This is a genomic window from Pseudarthrobacter sp. NPDC092202 (assembly GCF_044755505.1).
Taxonomy (GTDB): domain Bacteria; phylum Actinomycetota; class Actinomycetes; order Actinomycetales; family Micrococcaceae; genus Arthrobacter.
Genome location: NZ_JBIVRG010000003.1, coordinates 156,837 through 173,377, shown reverse-complemented (window position 1 = coordinate 173,377; position 16,541 = coordinate 156,837). Strand labels below are relative to the sequence as shown.

The following is a 16,541-nucleotide window of genomic DNA, read 5'->3' as shown; positions in this document are numbered from 1 at the left end:
CTCCTAACCCACGCGCTCGCGCCGGCCCAGGATTCCCTGGGGCCGAAACAGAAGGACAACGATCATGATGAACAGGGCGCCCACGTATTTCAGGTCCGCGGCGAGTCCGAACACGGTGGTCAGCTCCACAAAGATGCCCACGATGATCGAACCGATCAGGGCGCCGAAGACTGTGCCGAGGCCGCCGAGGGTGACGCCGGCGAAGATGAGCAGGAGGATGGCTGACCCCATGTCGAACGTCACGCCGGGACGGTAGTAGGCCCACAGGATGCCGCCGAGGGAGGCCAGCATGCCGCCCGTGATCCACACGATCCGGATGACGGAGTCCACATCAATGCCCGAGGCCGCTGCCAGGGCGGGGTTGTCAGCCACCGCACGGGTGGCCTTGCCCAGCCTGGTCTTCAGCAGCACGATGCCAATCAGGGCGATCACCACGGCGCTGATACCCAGGGACCATAGGTTGTTCGGCGAGATGGAGACCGGTCCAAGCTGGATCTCGGGGCTTTGGGCGTATGGCAGCTGCTGGGTGGCACCACCGAAGTAGAACTGGATGACGTAGCGGACGGCCAGTGCCAGGCCGATGCTGACGATCATCATGGGCACAAGTCCGGTTCCGCGGCGGCGCAGCGGCCGCCATAGGCCTCTGTCCTGGGCGTATCCGAAGAGACCCCCGCCCAGCAGTGCCAGCAGGATGGCCAGCCAGAAGGGAAGGCCCAAAGCGTTGAAGGCGAACACCAGGACAGCGCCCAGTGTCACCATCTCTCCGTGGGCGAAGTTGGTGAGCCCGGTGGTGCCGAAGATCAGGGACAGCCCCACAGAGGCCAGGGCCAGGAGGAGGCCGAAGCTCAGTCCTGCGACGAGCCGGTTGAGCAGGTTCTGCCCGAAGTCCTGCTGCTGCACCACGATGCCCTTGCCGAACGCGAAGATCACGGAGAGGTTTGAGGTCTGGCTGAAGGTGACGTCGCGGGGGTTCTCCTGGCCTTCAGCCAGGGCGATGCCCTCAGGCAGTGTGGACTCGTCCAGTTCCACCGTGTAGGTGCCCTGTTCGGGCACCCCAATGTTCCAGGATCCGTTCGCGGTTGACTTCGCGGTGCCGGTGAAGTCGCCCTTCTTGGCCGTGATGGTCACGTCCGCCAGGGGTGCACGGGTGTCATCGCGGAGGAATCCGCTGATGTTGTTTTGGAAGGTTTGGTTCGACGGGGATGGTGTCGGTGATGGGGAAGTGGCCTGGGAAGCCGGTGCTGCCACGAGAAGGATTGCCAGGATGGAAGCGCTGATGGCTCCCAGTATTCTCAGCAACCCTCGCCGTGCGCCGGCCGGCGCACCTTGGGGTGTACTTCTCAATTGGTAAACCTCCACTTGGGGGCGGTCTCGGCTGCGCCATTGCAGCCGCTGCGAACGGATGCAGGGGTACGATGGTGCCATCAGGCCGGCACCGTCACATGTGTGAGTTCCGTCACCCTGCTTGGCTTATGCTACAGCGCGGAAGTACCGGTAAATGCCGAGGTCCAGGCGCCGATGGTAGCGATCGGATAACAACTCCAGGGTCCTGTTTCCGCAGGGGAACTATTGCGGGTGCATTTACGTGAGAATTGGTAGCGTAAACCTTAAGGTTCACAACACATCCCATATGGAGGAATCCCGCAATGGCACTTGGCGGCAACCCGATCTTCAACGGAAAGAGCTTCCGTGGAGCCACCCAGGCACCGCCTGTTCCGCAGGCTCCCTACGGACAGCAGCCCTACGGCCAGGCCCCTTACGGCCAGCAGCCGTATGGCCAGGCACCCTACGGCCAGGCCCCTTACGGCCAGCAGGCGTATGGCCAGCCGCAGAACATGACGGACGAACAATTGCGGCAGATGTACAACCAGCCCGCCGCAGGTCCCGCCGACACCGGCCGGATGACCTACGACGACGTCATCGTCAAGACTGCCGCCTGCCTGGCGGTGCTGCTCGTCGGCGCCGGCGTGACAATGTTCGTCGGCCTGGGCCTGGCCTCCATGCTGATGATCGTCGGTGCGCTGGGCGGCTTTGTGCTGGCGCTCGTGAACACCTTCAAGAAGCAGCCGTCACCGGCGTTGATCCTGGCTTATGCAGGCCTTGAGGGTCTCTTCCTCGGTGGCCTCACCCGGGTCCTGGACACCATGTACCCGGGCGTTGGGCTCCAGGCCGTCATCGGCACGCTGTCCGTCTTCACCGTGACACTGCTCCTGTTTAAGAGCGGCAAGGTGCGCGCCACCCCCAAGGCCATGAAGTTCTTCATGATCGCTTTGGCTGGCTACGCCCTCTTCTCCATCGTGAACCTCGTCATGATGCTCACCGGGCTGACGACGGAACCCTTCGGGCTGCGCAGCGGCATCATCGGCGTTGTGATCGGAATCCTCGCAATCGGCCTGGCCGCATTCTCACTGGTCATGGACTTCACCAGCATTGAGGCAGGCGTGCAGAGCGGTGCCCCGCAGCGCTTCTCCTGGACTGCAGCGTTCGGCCTGACGGTGACACTGGTATGGCTCTACGTGGAAATCATCCGCCTGCTGGCCATCCTGCGCGGGGACGAGTAACACCCACGCCGGCTCCCGACGTCGGACATCCTTAAAAGGTAAGGGCCCTACCTCACGGTGGGGCCCTTACCTTTTAAGCGCAACACGGGAGCGTCTAAGCCACCCGCCGGGCTCCTGCTGCCGGGGACACCGTGAAGATGTCCGGCGCCCTGTAGCCAGCTTCGGCGAATGCCTTGACGACGGCGTCACGCACGTTCTGTTCCAGCGCCGCCGGCGTGAGCGCGATGGCCGCACCGCCAAAACCGCCGCCGGTCATGCGGGCCCCGATGGCTCCGCTGGCGCGCGCGGTGTCTACCGCCAGGTCAAGCTCCGGGCAGGAGATCTCGAAGTCGTCCCGCATGGAAGCATGGCTGGCGTCCAGCAGGGGCCCGATGGCGCCAGGCCCCTCAGTTGCCAGGAGCTCCACGGTCTGGAGCACGCGGTCGTTTTCGGTCACCACATGCCGGACGCGCCGGAAGGTGACTTCATCCAGGAGGCCGCTGGCTTCCTCCAGATCGCCCACCTGTACGTCCCGAAGCGCCTTGACCCCAAGCACCTTTGCGCCCAGTTCGCACGATGCCCGGCGTGACGCGTAGCCGCCGTCGGCATGGGAATGCGAGACCTTGGTATCAATGACCAGCAGCACCAGATCCGCAGGCTGGGTATCAAACGGGACCAGGCGGGCGTCCTGGTCCCGGCAGTCCAGGAAGACGGCGTGGCCTTCCGAGCCGCGGAGCGACGCCGACTGGTCCATGATGCCCGTAGGGGCGCCGACGAAATCGTTCTCCGCCCGCTGCGTGGCAAGCACCATTTCCTGCGCGTCGAGGCCGGCACCCGCCAGTTCGTTCAGTGCAGAGATGACGGCGCATTCGATGGCATGGGATGAAGAAAGTCCGGCCCCGAGGGGAACGTTCGAATCGAGCAGGAGGTCCACACCCGGAACCTTGATGCCGCGCTCCTGCAGCGCCCACATCACACCGAGAGGGTATTTGGTCCAGCCTTTGGCGGAGCCCGGCCGCAGGGAATCCATTGCGGTGGACACAACGCCCTGGTCGCCGTAGGTGGAAAGCAGGCGCACGGCGGAGTCGGGGCGGACCCGGACGGCCACGCGTGCTGTCCGGTCAATGGCGAAAGGCAGCACGAAACCCTCGTTGTAGTCCGTGTGCTCGCCGATCAGGTTTACCCGTCCCGGCGCCTGCCAGATGCCGTCCGGTGCGCCGCCAAACTCCTTCGCGAACCGGGCGGACAGGTCCTCTGTCCCTGGCTGTCCGCGGGTGGCCAGGGGGTCCGGTGCGGCGTTCAAGCGGGGGCTCCTTCGGGGGTGGCCGCCAGGACGGCGGGAATTGTGGCAGGCGAGGGCAGAGTGACTTCCCGGAGACGCTCCGCCACGCTCTCGGGGGTGGTGTCGTTGATGAAAGCGCCCATTGCGGCCTCCGATCCTGCCAGGTACTTCAGCTTATCGGCAGCGCGCCGGGGGGAAGTCAACTGGAGGTGGAGGTACCCGGCGGGCCGCAGGACCGAATCCAAGGGAGCCTGGTGCCAGGCCGAGATGTAGGGGGTGGGCGTGGGGTAGAGGGCATCAATCCGCTGGAGGAGGTTGAGGTAGACGGACGCGAGCTCATCCTTTTCCTCGCCGTTCAGCGCCGCCAGGTCCGGGACCTGGCGGTGGGGCACCAGGTGGATCTCCAGCGGCCAGCGGGCAGCAAAGGGAACGTAGGCACTGAAGTTTTCGCTTTCCAGGACCATCCTGCTGCCGTCTTCCCGTTCGGAGCGCAACAGGGATCCGGTGAGTGTGTCCCGGCCGTCGTGGGCGTCGTGGAACTTGCGGGCGGCGGCCCCGAGGATTCCTGCGCGGGGCGTGACGTAGGGGTAGGCGTAAATCTGCCCGTGGGGGTGGTGGAGCGTCACCCCGATGTCAGCGCCGCGGTTCTCGAATGGAAAGACCTGCTTGATTCCGGGGAGGGCACTCAACGCCTCCGTGCGGTGCGCCCATGCCTCGATGACCGTGCGCGCACGGGTTTCTCCCAGTTCACTGAACGAACCGGTGTGGGACGGGGTGAATGCCACTACCTCGCAGCGGCCGTACGCGGGTCCCTTGGTGCCCCATGAAGGTGCCTCCGGAACCGGGCCCAGTGCCGGCCCCAGCGAGGGGAACCGGTTCTCGAACACCACCACGTCGTAGTCAGACGCGGGAATCTCGGAAGGGTTGGCGGCAGTGGTAGGGCAAATAGGGCACTGGTCCGCCGGGGGGAGGTGGGTGCGGGCCTGGCGGTGCGCGGCCACTGCGACCCACTCGTCGGCCAGGGCATCGTAGCGGACCTCGCCCGGTTCGCCCCTCGGAGGCAGGCCCCGATGGTCGGTGGTGAGTTCGGCGGCGCGCGACTTGGGCGCTGCAGCGTCGTCGAAGTAGATCAGCTCCCTGCCGTCGGAGAGGCTGGTGCTCGTGATACTTGTCATGAAAAAAGTGTGGCACATTCGATCAAAAAAGAATAGTTAACAACAAAATCTCACAATAGAGGTGCTGCGCTCGGGGACTGCTACGCGATACGGTATTGCTCATGACTTCCAGTTCACCCGAGGAATCCGCGCCAACACTGCAGGGCTATGCCACCGGCAGGCAGTATGAACTCCGCCGCGGCGACGCTTCGGCCGTAGTGACCGAGCTGGCCGCAGGGCTCCGCTCCTTCAGCAGGGGAGGAACCCTCCTGACCGAGACGTACGGGGACGACGACATTCCGCCCGGTGCCACGGGCATCACCTTGGCGCCCTGGGCAAACCGCGTGGAGGACGGCGTCTGGTTCCTGAACGGCAAAAAGCAGCAGCTGGACATCACCGAGGTTGCCAGGAACAACGCCAGCCACGGCCTCCTCCGCAACTCCGCCTACGCCCTCGTGGATGAGTCCGAACACTCCGTCACCCTCGAAGCCACCATCTTCCCGCAGCATGGGTATCCCTTCCTGGCGCGGCACCGGGTGCAGTATACGATCGACGGGGACCTGGGGCTCGTGGTCCGCCAGACCCTGGTCAACGATGCCAAGGAGCCTGCGCCCTTCGTCCTGGGGGCCCACCCCTACCTGAGGCTGGGTGATGTGCCCATTGACGAACTGGTCCTGACGGTAGCGGCCGAGACGCGCCTGGTGGCCGATGACCGCCTCATTCCACGCAGTGCCGCTCCCGTGCAGGGCGATTCGGACTTCAGGGCAGGGCTGAACATTGCGGCCCTCGACGTGGATGTGGCCCTGACGGACCTGCGCTTCGAAGCAGGAAAGGCCTGCCACACGCTGTCGGCGCCGGACGGCAGCCAGGTAAGCCTGTGGCAGGACGAAGCCTGCCGTTACGTCCACGTCTTTGTCAGCACCCAGTACCCGGGCCGCAGTCGTGCCGTGGCCGTTGAACCGATGACCGGGCCCGCCAACGCCTTCAACTCCGGGGACGGCCTGCGCTGGCTTAGCCCCGGCGGATCGTTCACGATCGAGTGGGGGATTGACTACACCCCGGGGGCCGGCGGGTAGCGGTTTTCCGAATAAGCTTCCGCTGGGGAAGTATTAGGCTATGACGCCAGCAGAGGATGCCGTTACCTCCCCCAGCCCCGCTCCACGCCAGCAACAGCCTGCTTCCAGCGAGCCTGTCCGGGTCCTCGCGGACCGCGAACTGGACCGAGACATACCTTACGGCGTACGCATCGCAGCCTCCTGGGCCTGGCGCGTAGGGTTGATCCTCCTGGTGGGGGGTGCACTCGTCTGGCTGCTGAGCCGGATCAGCTTCCTCATCATCCCAGTCATGGTGGCTGCCCTCCTCGCCGGGCTCCTCAGTCCGGTGGTGCGGTGGCTCAAGCGCTACAGGCTGCCGTCCGGCGCGGCCGTTGCCGTCACCGTTGTGGGCTTCATCGGCCTGATCGGCGGGTCGCTGGCGCTGGTGGGAAGGCAGCTGGTTTCAGGCTTCGGCGAACTCTGGTCGGAGGCGCTCGCCGGGGTCAAGCAGATCCAGGACTGGCTGTCCGACGGACCGCTGCACCTGACCGCAGCCCAGATGGACCAATACCTGCAGGAAGCAACCACGGCCCTGCAGGACAACACCAGCAGCATCGTCAGCGGGGCGCTCTCCTTCGGCAGCACGGCCGGGCACTTTGCCGCCGGGCTCATCCTGGCGCTGTTCATCCTCATCTTCTTCCTGCTGGAAGGAGAGCGGATCTGGACCTTCCTGGTCCGGCTGCTTCCCAGGAAAGCCAGGGCGGCAGCTTTCGGTGCCGGCCGCAAGGGCTGGACCTCCATGGTCAGCTACGCGCGCATTCAGATGTTCGTGGCATTCGTCGACGCAGTGGGAATCGGCGCGGGTGCCGCCATCATCGGGGTGCCACTGGCGCTGCCCCTCAGCGTGCTCGTTTTCATCGGTTCGTTTATCCCGATTGTCGGCGCCCTTGTCACCGGCGCTATCGCAGTCCTCCTGGCACTGGTGGCGAACGGCCCCATCAACGCCCTGATCATGCTGGGCATCGTGCTCCTCGTCCAGCAGCTGGAAAGCCACATCCTGCAGCCGCTGATCATGGGCAAGGCAGTCGCACTGCACCCGGTGGCGGTAATCCTCTCGGTAGCCGCAGGATCCTATCTGGCAGGCATCCCTGGCGCCCTGTTCTCGGTGCCCATCCTCGCCGTCGCAAATTCCTCCATTCGCTACATCGCCGCCAGAACGTGGGAACATGAACAAGTGCCGGCTTTCGCCGGAGGACCCATGACGGCAGGCGCAGGACCGGACAACACCATCCGGGACGTCCGGCCGCCGGCCGGACTCAAACGCGGCAAGGGCGCCGCCGCCGGCACCAAATCAGAACTACCTGATGCCCCTCCCACTGCGGAACCGGGCGCAGGGGCCGAATCCAGAGGAGAATAGTCCGTGAACATCCTTGAAACCCTTCCCGTCACGCTGGACGATGTCCTGGAGGCGCAGAAGCTGCTCGACGGGATTATTGCGCGTACACCGGTGGAATCGTCCCGCGCCCTCGGGAAGCTGGCCGGCGGGGATGTGTACTTCAAGTGCGAAAACCTCCAGCGCGCCGGATCGTTCAAAGTTCGCGGCGCCTACGTCCGGATGGCCAAACTTTCCCCCGAGGAGAAAAAGCGCGGTGTAGTGGCAGCCTCTGCAGGCAACCACGCCCAGGGCGTAGCCGTGGCGGCCAAGAGCCTGGGCATCAAAGCCCGCATCTACATGCCACTGGGTGTTGCACTTCCCAAGCTGGCCGCCACCCGCAGCCACGGCGCGGAGGTCATCCTGCACGGCCACAACGTTGACGAGGCGCTCGCGGAAGCCCAGCGGTACAGCAACGAGACGGGGACCGTCTTTGTGCACCCGTTCGACAACGTCGACGTCGTGGCAGGACAGGGAACCCTGGGGCTGGAAATCCTTGAGCAGGTACCCAACGTGGATACCATCCTCATGGGCGTCGGGGGCGGTGGACTCCTGGCGGGGGTCGCCGTCGCCATCAAAGCCCGGGCCAAGGAGCTGGGGCGGGAGATCCGGATCATCGGGGTCCAGGCGGAGAACGCCGCTGCCTACCCCCCGTCACTGGCCGCTGATGCGCTGGTGCCACTGAAGAAGGTGTCCACCATGGCGGACGGCATCGCCGTCGGCCGTCCCGGGCAGCTCCCGTTCAGCATCATCCGCGAACTCGTGGACGACGTCGTGACGGTCAGCGAAGATTCGCTGGCCCGTGCCCTGATCTTCCTGCTGGAGCGGGCCAAGATGGTGGTGGAACCTGCCGGCGCGGTTGGCGTGGCGGCACTGATGGACGGCAAGATCGAAAATCCGGGAACCACGGTGGTGGTCCTCTCGGGCGGCAACATCGACCCCATGCTCATGCTCAAGGTCATCCAGCGGGGCCTCTCTGCTGCAGGGCGCTACATGACGGTCCGCATGATGCTCGATGACCGCCCCGGTTCCCTGGCCACCATCGCCAGGATCATCGCCGAGAACGATGCCAACGTCACAGGCCTGGACCACACCCGGGTGGGCGGCTCCATCAGCATGGGAGACGTGTCCATCACGGTGAACCTGGAAACGAAGGGCCACGAGCACGGGGAACAGGTGCTCAGCGCCCTCCGTGCGGAAGGCTTCCAGCCCATCGTGGTGCATTAGGAAATTCCATGGCCGGACTGACGGGAAACGGAAGCTTCGGGCAGCGCAGGACCGTGGCCGCCCGTGCCAAGGGCGGCCTGCTGGTGCTGGGCACCTTCGTGGTTCTGCTCTTTGTCATCGAGCTGTTCAACATGGTGATGCTCCGCTCGCTCAACGCAACGTTCGGGCTCCGGCCCAGGAGCGCCGACGGGCTGCTGGACATCTTCACTTTCCCGCTCCTGCACGCAAACCTGAACCATCTGCTCTCCAACAGCCTGCCGCTGATCATTTTTGGTTTCCTGGTGTTCCTCTCGGGACTCCGGGTATTCCTGACCGCACTGGCCTTCAGCTGGCTGGGCTCCGGCCTCACGGTCTGGCTGATTGGCGACGGCGGCGTCACAGTGGGCGCCTCGGGCCTGGTTTTCGGGCTGTTTTCGTTCCTGCTGGTGCGCGGGTTCATCAACCGCAGCTGGCGCCAGATCCTCCTGGCGGTAGTCCTCTTTATGGGTTACGGGAGCATCCTGCTGGGTGTCCTGCCCATCGGAGCCGGCTACATTTCCTGGCAGGCCCACCTGGGCGGAGCGGCCGGGGGAGTGGTGGCGGCCCTGCTGCTGCGGCGCCGCAGCCGCGCCCCTGGCCCGGCCCTGTAGGTATCTGGCACATCAACGCAAAACGCTGGCCGCCCCTTTCCGGGGCGGCCAGCGTTTGTATGTCTCTGCCGGCTGGCAGCGGTCAGGCGGCGTACGGCTTGGCGGACAGGATCTCCACCTTGATGTCCTTGCCGTTGGGCGCCACATAGCTTAGGGAGTCCCCTTCCTTGTGCCCCAGGATGGCGGCACCCAGCGGCGACTTCTCGCTGAAGACGTCCAGGTCGGAATCGCCGGCAATTTCACGGGATCCGAGCAGGAACGTTTCTTCGTCGCCGGCGATCTTGGCTACCACGATCATGCCGGGCTCCACGATTCCGTCGTCTGCCGGAGCCTCGCCCACGTGGGCGTCGCGGAGCAACGCGGTGAGCTGGCGGATGCGGGCCTCAATCTTGCCCTGCTCCTCCTTGGCTGCGTGGTAGCCACCGTTTTCCTTGAGGTCCCCCTCTTGCCGGGCTGCTTCAATCTTCTGGACGATCTCTGCCCGGCCTGCGCCGGAAAGGTGGTCCAGCTCTGCCTTCAGGCGGTCAAAAGCTTCCTGGGTGAGCCAGGCTGCAGCTGCGCTGTTGGTGGTAGACACGGACTTCTCCTCTGGTGGTCCTACATGCAAAAGACCCCGCCACGGTGGCCACTTGTGGAACAGTAACCAGCTCAGCGGGGTAAAGGTATTGCTCCATTGTAGTCAATCCCTTGGACTTAACCCAACAGGGAAGCGGCGCACGTCACACGCCCTGCCTTGGCCCCGGCCAAGATTTTTGGTGCCGTGTGCCGGTGCTACGTACCGGCAGCCCAGCAGCTGTCCACCACGCCGGATACCGAGAGTGATTCGGTGCGCACGGCTACGCGCTGGGCAACCGTGCGGCCGCCGTCGGCTGTTCCAGTGGCCTCCGTGGGAGGAACATCCACAACCTTCCATCCCACCACTGCAAACTTGGAATCCAGTGCCTTGACGGCGCACTTGACGGCGGTGCCGGGCTCGCGGGTGACCTGGAAGTCCACCTCCGCCAGGGTGGCATCCGTGGTGCTGTAGCCGATGTCCTTGAACGACACATCGGACAATGACTGGGACGTGGAAACCCAGGCCAGGAATCCGATTCCCGCAGCCAGTGCCGCCCCGCCAATGATGCGTTTGGCTTTCGGCGTAAGCCTGCGCTTTTTAGCCCCATAGCGATTGGCTAGGCTAGTGTCTGCGGGCGCGGGTTGGGCCGGCTGGTCCGGGGAAGTCACCTCACCAGTTTAGTGCCCTTTCCAGGGGCGGCTTGTCAGCAGTCCCCGCCAGGCATCCGCCCATTTAAGCGATCCGATCAGCGGCCACAGGCAGCAGAAGAATAAGGAGCCGTCCTTCGATGACAGCGTCCAGCACCACCCAGGCGCCGCTACGGCTGCTCGCCGTCCATGCCCATCCGGACGACGAGTCCAGCAAGGGCGCTGCGACGATGGCCAAATACGCTGCCTCCGGCGTCGAGGTCCTGGTGGCCACGTGCACCGACGGCTCCAGGGGCGACATCCAGAACCCGGCCGTTGAGGGGGAGCCGCACCCCAAACGGGACATGGCAGGCGCCAGGCGACTGGAGATGGAGCGGGCGGCGGCTATCCTCGGCGTCAGGCAGCGGTGGCTGGGATTCGTGGACTCCGGCCTTCCTGAAGGTGATCCGCTTCCTCCCCTTCCGGCAGGATCATTCGCCACCTTGCCCCTGCAACGCGCTGCCGCGCCCCTGGTGCGGCTGGTCCGGTCCTTCAGGCCGCACGTCATCCTCAGCTATGACGAAAACGGCGGCTACCCCCATCCCGACCACATCATGGCGCACCGCGTTGCCGTGGAGGCCTTCGAGTCCGCTGGTGACGGTTCGCGCTATCCGGAGGCCGGGGAGCCGTGGGAACCCAGCAAGCTCTACTATGACAGGGCGTTCAGCCCGGAACGCTTCAGGGCACTGCACTTCGCCCTGGAGGAAGCTGGACTCCAGTCCCCATACGCCGAGCGGCTTGCGGCCTGGCTGGAGGCGGATGCCGAAGGCCACACGCCACCGCCCGCCACGCATCCCACAACCACACAGGTGGACTGCGGCGACTTCTTCGAGGTGCGCGACGACGCGCTCCGTGCCCACCGCACCCAGGTTGACCCCTTGGGGTTCTTTTTTGCTGTTTCCCCGGAGATGCAGCGCCGGGCCTGGCCGTGGGAAGACTACTCGCTCATCCACTCCCGGGTTCCGTCCGAGCTCCCGGAGCGGGATCTGTTCGCAGGGCTAAGATAGAAGCAGCCGGCAATTTCTATGTCGCGTAGAAGTTAGGGCCTGGCGCTTTCGCCGTCCCATCCGCGGCCCCTGCGACCCGCTCCACAGAAGGTATATAACCGTGCATCATCTGCTCCTCAGCTTGGCCACCACCCCCACGCCCCTGCCCACGCCAACGCTGCGTGAGGGGATTTCCGAGGACCAGGTGACCCCCGGACTGCTGGGCTTCATCATGACGGCGTTCTTCGTAGTTGCCACCGCACTGCTGATCGTTGACATGGTGCGGCGCATCCGCCGCGTGCGGTACCGGGCGCAGGTGGAGGAGGACCGCATGGCCGCCGCTGCCGCGGCGGACGTCGAGGCGGCGGAGGCTGCCGATGCAGGGGCGCCCGGCCAGCCGGCCCGTGGCGCGGGGCAGGGAACGGCCGACGACGGGACGGACCCCGCACAGGGGGACCAGCGGCTCTGACGCACGCATTGACTTTATCCCGGGCGCGTCCGCGCTGACTTCGCCCCCGTCGCGTCCGCGCTGACTCTGGCCGCGGCATGCGGATGGCCTAGCTGAGGACGGCCGTGGCAATGGCCGCGAAATGTGCGGCGAAAGCGACCACGGTCAGGGCATGGAACAATTCGTGGAACCCGAAGTGGTGGTAGCTGAAGTTCGGTTTCTTGAGCGCATAGAAGACTGCCCCGGTGATGTAAAGGATGCCGCCCACGCAGATCAGGACGGCAGCGGACACGCTGGCCTGGAAGAACTGCGGCAGGTAGAAGAGGGCGCCGCAGCCCAGGGCAATGTAGATGGGTACGTAGAGCCAGCGTGGGGCGTCCGTCCACAACAGCCGGAACAGGACCCCGAGGATGGCCCCTGACCAGATGACCCACAGCAGGAGGACTGCCTGCGGCCTTTCCAGGAGGGTCCAGGCAAGCGGTGTGTAGCTGCCGGCGATCACCAGCATGATGTTGGTGTGGTCCAGCCGTTTCAGGACCATCTTGACCCCGGGCGACCAGTTGCCCCGGTGGTAGACGGCGCTGACACCGAAAAGCAGCACGCCCGTGGCCGCGTAGATGGCTGAGGTGATTTTGCGGTCGGCTGTCGGCGCGAGGACCACGAGGACGATCCCTGCCGCCAGGGCGAGAGGGGCTGTGACGGTGTGGATCCAGCCGCGCCACTTCGGCTTGATCATCAGGAGTTCGGCCAGCCGGACTGCGGCGTCGTCCACGGCGTTGTTTGTTGCGCCCTCCGCTGCTCCGTTTCCCGCGCCGGGACTGTCCTGTGGCTGCGGCGTCCGGGGGGCGTCCGGGGTGTCCCTGTTCATGGTCCCAGAATAACTTACGGATCAGTAAGTTACCGCTGGGTAGGTATGTGGGGAGGGCTGCTTTGGGCGGGTGGAACGGGCCCCCGGCGCTTCGGACGGTAGCCTAGGATGTGCAAGTACGTACAGCGAGGAAGTCAGGTGAGTGGACGCGTGGAGTTGCCCGGGTTCCTCTATGGCTTCTACGAGCGCAGGCTGCTGAAGGATCTTGCCCGCGACCGCATTCCCCGCCACATCGGCGTCATGGTGGACGGGAACCGCCGCTGGGCCAAACAGTTCAACGCGCCCACCAGCCAGGGCCACCAGGCCGGTGCCGACAAGATCCACGAGTTCCTTGGCTGGTGCCAGGAGCTTGGAGTCAAAGTGGTCACCCTGTACATGCTTTCCACGGACAACATGAACCGGTCCAGCGAGGAACTGGACCTGCTGATGGGTATCATCGCCAACACACTGGACCGGCTGGACGAGGACGCCAATATCTCCGTCCACGCCATGGGTGCTCCCGAGCTTCTTCCGGACTACCTTGCCGAGCGGCTCAACAAGCTGACGGCACGCACCCCGGTACTGGAGAAGATCCACGTCAATGTGGCCGTGGGATACGGCGGCCGCCGGGAAATCGTGGACGCCGTGCGTGAGCTCCTCCACGACGCCGTGGCCAAGGGCAGGGACATCGGCCAGCTTGCGGACGAGCTCTGTGTTGACGACATCTCACGCTTCCTTTACACCCGCGGCCAGCCGGACCCGGACCTGGTGATCCGGACGTCCGGGGAACAGCGCCTGTCCGGATTCCTGATGTGGCAGAGCGCCTACAGTGAGTTCTACTTCTGCGAGGCATTGTGGCCCGCGTTCCGCAAGGTGGACTTCCTGCGGGCCCTCCGCGATTACGCGGGCAGGCAGCGGCGCTTCGGCGCATGACAGCTCCGGTTCATCACAAGTTCACGCCACCGCAACAGGAATCGCCGCGTAATGGTTGCGGAAATTACTTGGGGTGGATTTACGTTATATCCATCAGCTGGCAAAACCGCCGGCTGATCGGGGAGGCCAGTACATGGAGCGAAACATCGCACCGGTTGTATGGGAGGCCGGACCCGGCCTCGTGGCCGAGCCGCCTCACCAATAACAATTCCGGGCTGGTGCCCGGGGCTGGAGTCGATGTGGCTACTTCTGAACAACTGCCCAAGGTCGTTTTGGACCAGGGAGAGAAAGCTACCTCTCGCGCCACGCGAGCCACCTCACAAACCGGTTCAGCAGCGGATGCTGCGGCCGGTTTTGCTGTCTCCGGAAGGGAATCGGCCATTAACACCTTCGTCATCGACACCTCTGTCCTGCTCTCGGACCCCCGCGCCCTGCTGCGCTTTGCCGAGCACGAGGTCATTGTTCCGGTTGTGGTCATTACCGAGCTGGAATCCAAACGGCACGACCCCGAGCTGGGCTACTTCGCCCGGAAGGCGCTGCGGCTCCTCGACGACCTGCGGGTTAAACATGGCGGACTGAACCAGCCCATTCCCATCGGTGACGACGGCGGCTCCCTCATGGTGGAGCTCAACCACATCTCCTCCGAGGTGCTGCCGCTGGGCTTCCGGAGCGGTGACAACGACAGCCGCATCCTCGCCGTCGCCAAGAACCTCGCCAACGAGGGCAGGAACGTCACGGTGGTCTCCAAGGACCTGCCCATGCGGGTCAAGGCCTCGGCCATGGGGCTCACCGCCGACGAATACCGCAACGAACTGGTGAAGGACTCCGGCTGGACCGGCGTTGCCGAGGTCGAAGCCAACGAGCAGGAGATCTCCACCCTGTACGGCCACGAGCCGGTATTCATCCCGGCGGCGGCGGAAATGCCGGTCAACACCGGCCTGGTCCTGCTGTCCAATCGTGGGTCCGCCCTTGGCCGGGTGGGCCCGGACAAGCAGGTCCGCCTGGTCAAAGGCGACCGCGACGTGTTCGGCCTGCACGGGCGCTCCGCCGAGCAGCGGCTGGCCATCGACATGCTGATGGATCCCGCCGTCGGCATCGTGTCCATCGGCGGCAGGGCCGGCACCGGCAAATCGGCGCTGGCGCTGTGTGCCGGCCTGGAAGCAGTGCTGGAACGGCGCGAGCACCGCAAGGTCATCGTGTTCCGGCCCCTCTACGCCGTGGGTGGCCAGGAGCTCGGCTACCTCCCCGGTTCCGAATCCGAGAAAATGAACCCCTGGGCGCAGGCAGTCTTCGACACGCTCGGCGCCCTGGTGAGCCAGGAAGTGGTGGAGGAGGTCATGGACCGCGGCATGCTCGAGGTCATGCCCCTCACCCACATCCGCGGACGGTCCCTCCACGATGCCTTCGTGATTGTCGACGAGGCCCAGTCGCTCGAGAAGAACGTCCTGCTCACCGTCATGAGCAGGATCGGGCAGAACTCAAAGATCGTCCTCACCCACGACGTCGCCCAGCGCGACAACCTCCGCGTCGGCCGCCACGACGGGATCGCCGCCGTCGTCGAAACCCTGAAAGGACACCCGCTCTTCGGCCACATCACCCTGACCCGCTCCGAACGCTCGCCCATCGCGGCACTGGTAACAGAACTGCTCGAAGGCTAAGCCACCATACGAGGGGGTCGTGGTCAGGTTCGCCGGGCCACGGCCCTTTGCGTGTCCGTGATTGGGTTCGGTGGGCCAGCTTCCGTGAGGAGGACCTTGGCCTTTCGCCGTCGCTTAGACACCTCCCGCCGCGCCGCTCCGGTCGCTGGGCGACCTGCGCAGCGCTCTGGTCGGCGATGCGCTCCTACGCGAAACACCAAGGTCCTCCTCGTGCCTACGCACCAGCCGCATCGCACGCCACGCACTATCGCTTCGTACCTCACGCACAGCAGCGTCACAGTCCTTCTCGTAGGAGCGCATCGCGACGCATCGGGCACCGGAGGTCGCTCAGCGACCGAAGGTGCCCCTATGCGTTGTGTCTAAGCGACGGAGAAGGGCTGTGGCGCGGCGACTCAGCCACGACTGCAAAACTAAGCGGCGGCGAAGCGCTGGGGGCGGACGAACCCAGCCACGGCACGTAGCTCAGGTGACCTTGAGGAACTTCGCTGCTGCTTCGTGGCCTTTGACTTGTAGTTCCCAGTCGGGGCGCTTGAAGGAGTCCGGGGTGAGGCGGACGTGCTGGACGGTCTCGATCCGGGTGCCCCAGGCTTTGCGGGTGATGCCGTTGAGTTCGTAGCCGAGGGAGCGGGAGACACCCAGGGAGGCTTGGTTCCAGTCTGCTGCTTCGGACTCGGCTGCTTCTGCGCTCAGCCAGTCGAATGCGTAGAGCACGACGGCGGCACGCATCTCCTTGCCGAATCCGCGGCCCTGCACCGACTGCTTGAGCCATGATCCAGTGCTTACGGTCTTCAACGTGGCGAAGTCCTTTGCACCGATGTCCTGGCAGCCGATCAACTCGTTCTCGTGCCATATACCCAGGAGGAGCGTCCAGGATTCCGCGGTGCACTCGGCGCGGCAGCGCCAGTGCCACTGCGCCATCCTGGGACCGAGTTCCTCAAGTGGGGCTTCCGTCCACGGGGTGCTGAACGGGTTCCTGCCAGGCTCGTGAATGCCGCTGCTTGCCGCCTGGACCGCCGCGGGGAGTTCATGGTCCTGGATGGGACGGAGTTCCAGCCGGGGCGTGGCCAGGGTGAGGCCGAAGAGTGGCCAAACGGAGCTGAGCGTAGTCATCCGCGAAGCCTAGCCGAGA

16 protein-coding genes are annotated in these 16,541 nt (G+C 65.1%); 9 read left to right on the top strand and 7 right to left on the bottom strand.

The annotated features are described in order from the left end of the window. Positions 1-3 precede the first annotated feature (3 nt). The gene (locus ACIQF4_RS07000; protein ID WP_374152997.1) at positions 4-1,299 is read right to left on the bottom strand and encodes a branched-chain amino acid ABC transporter permease; all 1,296 of its coding nucleotides are present in this window, start codon (positions 1,297-1,299) and stop codon (positions 4-6) included. Between the two features lie 347 nt (positions 1,300-1,646). Here ACIQF4_RS07000 and ACIQF4_RS06995 point away from each other — a divergent pair, with 347 nt between their 5' ends. Beyond that, the gene (locus ACIQF4_RS06995) at positions 1,647-2,561 is read left to right on the top strand and encodes a Bax inhibitor-1/YccA family protein (protein WP_400515294.1); all 915 of its coding nucleotides are present in this window, start codon (positions 1,647-1,649) and stop codon (positions 2,559-2,561) included. 94 nt (positions 2,562-2,655) lie between these two features. Here the strand turns inward: ACIQF4_RS06995 and galK are convergent, their stop codons facing one another. Both galK and galT read right to left on the bottom strand, forming a co-directional pair. Next, positions 2,656-3,843: a galactokinase gene (gene galK, locus ACIQF4_RS06990; RefSeq protein WP_400515296.1), complete on the bottom strand. Its 1,188-nt coding sequence runs from the start codon at positions 3,841-3,843 to the stop codon at positions 2,656-2,658. After that, on the bottom strand, positions 3,840-4,997 hold the full coding sequence (gene galT / locus ACIQF4_RS06985; RefSeq protein WP_400515298.1) for a galactose-1-phosphate uridylyltransferase: 1,158 nt from the start codon (positions 4,995-4,997) through the stop codon (positions 3,840-3,842). The genes galK and galT overlap by 4 nt, the downstream gene beginning before the upstream one ends. A gap of 101 nt (positions 4,998-5,098) precedes the next feature. On the opposite strand from galT, the gene ACIQF4_RS06980 reads away from it, so the two are divergent. The 4 genes from ACIQF4_RS06980 to ACIQF4_RS06965 are packed head-to-tail and all read left to right on the top strand — an operon-like array spanning position 5,099 to position 9,298. Beyond that, entirely contained in the window at positions 5,099-6,052 is a 954-nt protein-coding gene (locus tag ACIQF4_RS06980) for an aldose 1-epimerase family protein (protein WP_400515300.1), read from the top strand. A gap of 40 nt (positions 6,053-6,092) precedes the next feature. Next, positions 6,093-7,427 carry an AI-2E family transporter gene (locus tag ACIQF4_RS06975; protein ID WP_350006149.1) on the top strand — a complete coding sequence of 445 codons (1,335 nt, stop codon included), beginning with the start codon at positions 6,093-6,095 and terminating at the stop codon, positions 7,425-7,427. 3 nt (positions 7,428-7,430) lie between these two features. After that, positions 7,431-8,669 carry a threonine ammonia-lyase gene (gene ilvA, locus ACIQF4_RS06970; RefSeq protein WP_350006147.1) on the top strand — a complete coding sequence of 413 codons (1,239 nt, stop codon included), beginning with the start codon at positions 7,431-7,433 and terminating at the stop codon, positions 8,667-8,669. Positions 8,670-8,677: 8 nt separating this feature from the next. Next, the gene (locus ACIQF4_RS06965) at positions 8,678-9,298 is read left to right on the top strand and encodes a rhomboid family intramembrane serine protease (protein WP_400515303.1); all 621 of its coding nucleotides are present in this window, start codon (positions 8,678-8,680) and stop codon (positions 9,296-9,298) included. Positions 9,299-9,380: 82 nt separating this feature from the next. Here ACIQF4_RS06965 and greA read toward each other — a convergent pair whose 3' ends face one another. Further along, positions 9,381-9,875 carry a transcription elongation factor GreA gene (gene greA / locus ACIQF4_RS06960; RefSeq protein WP_231457761.1) on the bottom strand — a complete coding sequence of 165 codons (495 nt, stop codon included), beginning with the start codon at positions 9,873-9,875 and terminating at the stop codon, positions 9,381-9,383. Between the two features lie 194 nt (positions 9,876-10,069). Further along, positions 10,070-10,522 (bottom strand): DUF4307 domain-containing protein, encoded by a 453-nt coding sequence (locus ACIQF4_RS06955; RefSeq protein WP_350006143.1) that lies wholly within the window; start codon positions 10,520-10,522, stop codon positions 10,070-10,072. Between the two features lie 119 nt (positions 10,523-10,641). On the opposite strand from ACIQF4_RS06955, the gene mca reads away from it, so the two are divergent. Then, the gene (gene mca / locus ACIQF4_RS06950) at positions 10,642-11,547 is read left to right on the top strand and encodes a mycothiol conjugate amidase Mca (RefSeq protein WP_400515305.1); all 906 of its coding nucleotides are present in this window, start codon (positions 10,642-10,644) and stop codon (positions 11,545-11,547) included. Positions 11,548-11,647: 100 nt separating this feature from the next. Beyond that, the gene (locus tag ACIQF4_RS06945) at positions 11,648-11,995 is read left to right on the top strand and encodes a hypothetical protein (protein ID WP_400515307.1); all 348 of its coding nucleotides are present in this window, start codon (positions 11,648-11,650) and stop codon (positions 11,993-11,995) included. Between the two features lie 88 nt (positions 11,996-12,083). Here ACIQF4_RS06945 and ACIQF4_RS06940 read toward each other — a convergent pair whose 3' ends face one another. Then, on the bottom strand, positions 12,084-12,725 hold the full coding sequence (locus ACIQF4_RS06940) for a hemolysin III family protein (RefSeq protein ID WP_400579939.1): 642 nt from the start codon (positions 12,723-12,725) through the stop codon (positions 12,084-12,086). 267 nt (positions 12,726-12,992) lie between these two features. Here ACIQF4_RS06940 and ACIQF4_RS06935 point away from each other — a divergent pair, with 267 nt between their 5' ends. Both ACIQF4_RS06935 and ACIQF4_RS06930 read left to right on the top strand, forming a co-directional pair. Further along, positions 12,993-13,754, top strand: a complete 762-nt coding sequence (locus ACIQF4_RS06935) for an isoprenyl transferase (RefSeq protein ID WP_231457770.1) — start codon at positions 12,993-12,995, stop codon at positions 13,752-13,754. Between the two features lie 239 nt (positions 13,755-13,993). Further along, positions 13,994-15,412 (top strand): PhoH family protein, encoded by a 1,419-nt coding sequence (locus ACIQF4_RS06930; protein ID WP_400515310.1) that lies wholly within the window; start codon positions 13,994-13,996, stop codon positions 15,410-15,412. Between the two features lie 462 nt (positions 15,413-15,874). Here the strand turns inward: ACIQF4_RS06930 and ACIQF4_RS06925 are convergent, their stop codons facing one another. Next, on the bottom strand, positions 15,875-16,522 hold the full coding sequence (locus ACIQF4_RS06925; protein WP_400515312.1) for a GNAT family N-acetyltransferase: 648 nt from the start codon (positions 16,520-16,522) through the stop codon (positions 15,875-15,877). Between the last annotated feature and the right edge of the window lie 19 nt (positions 16,523-16,541).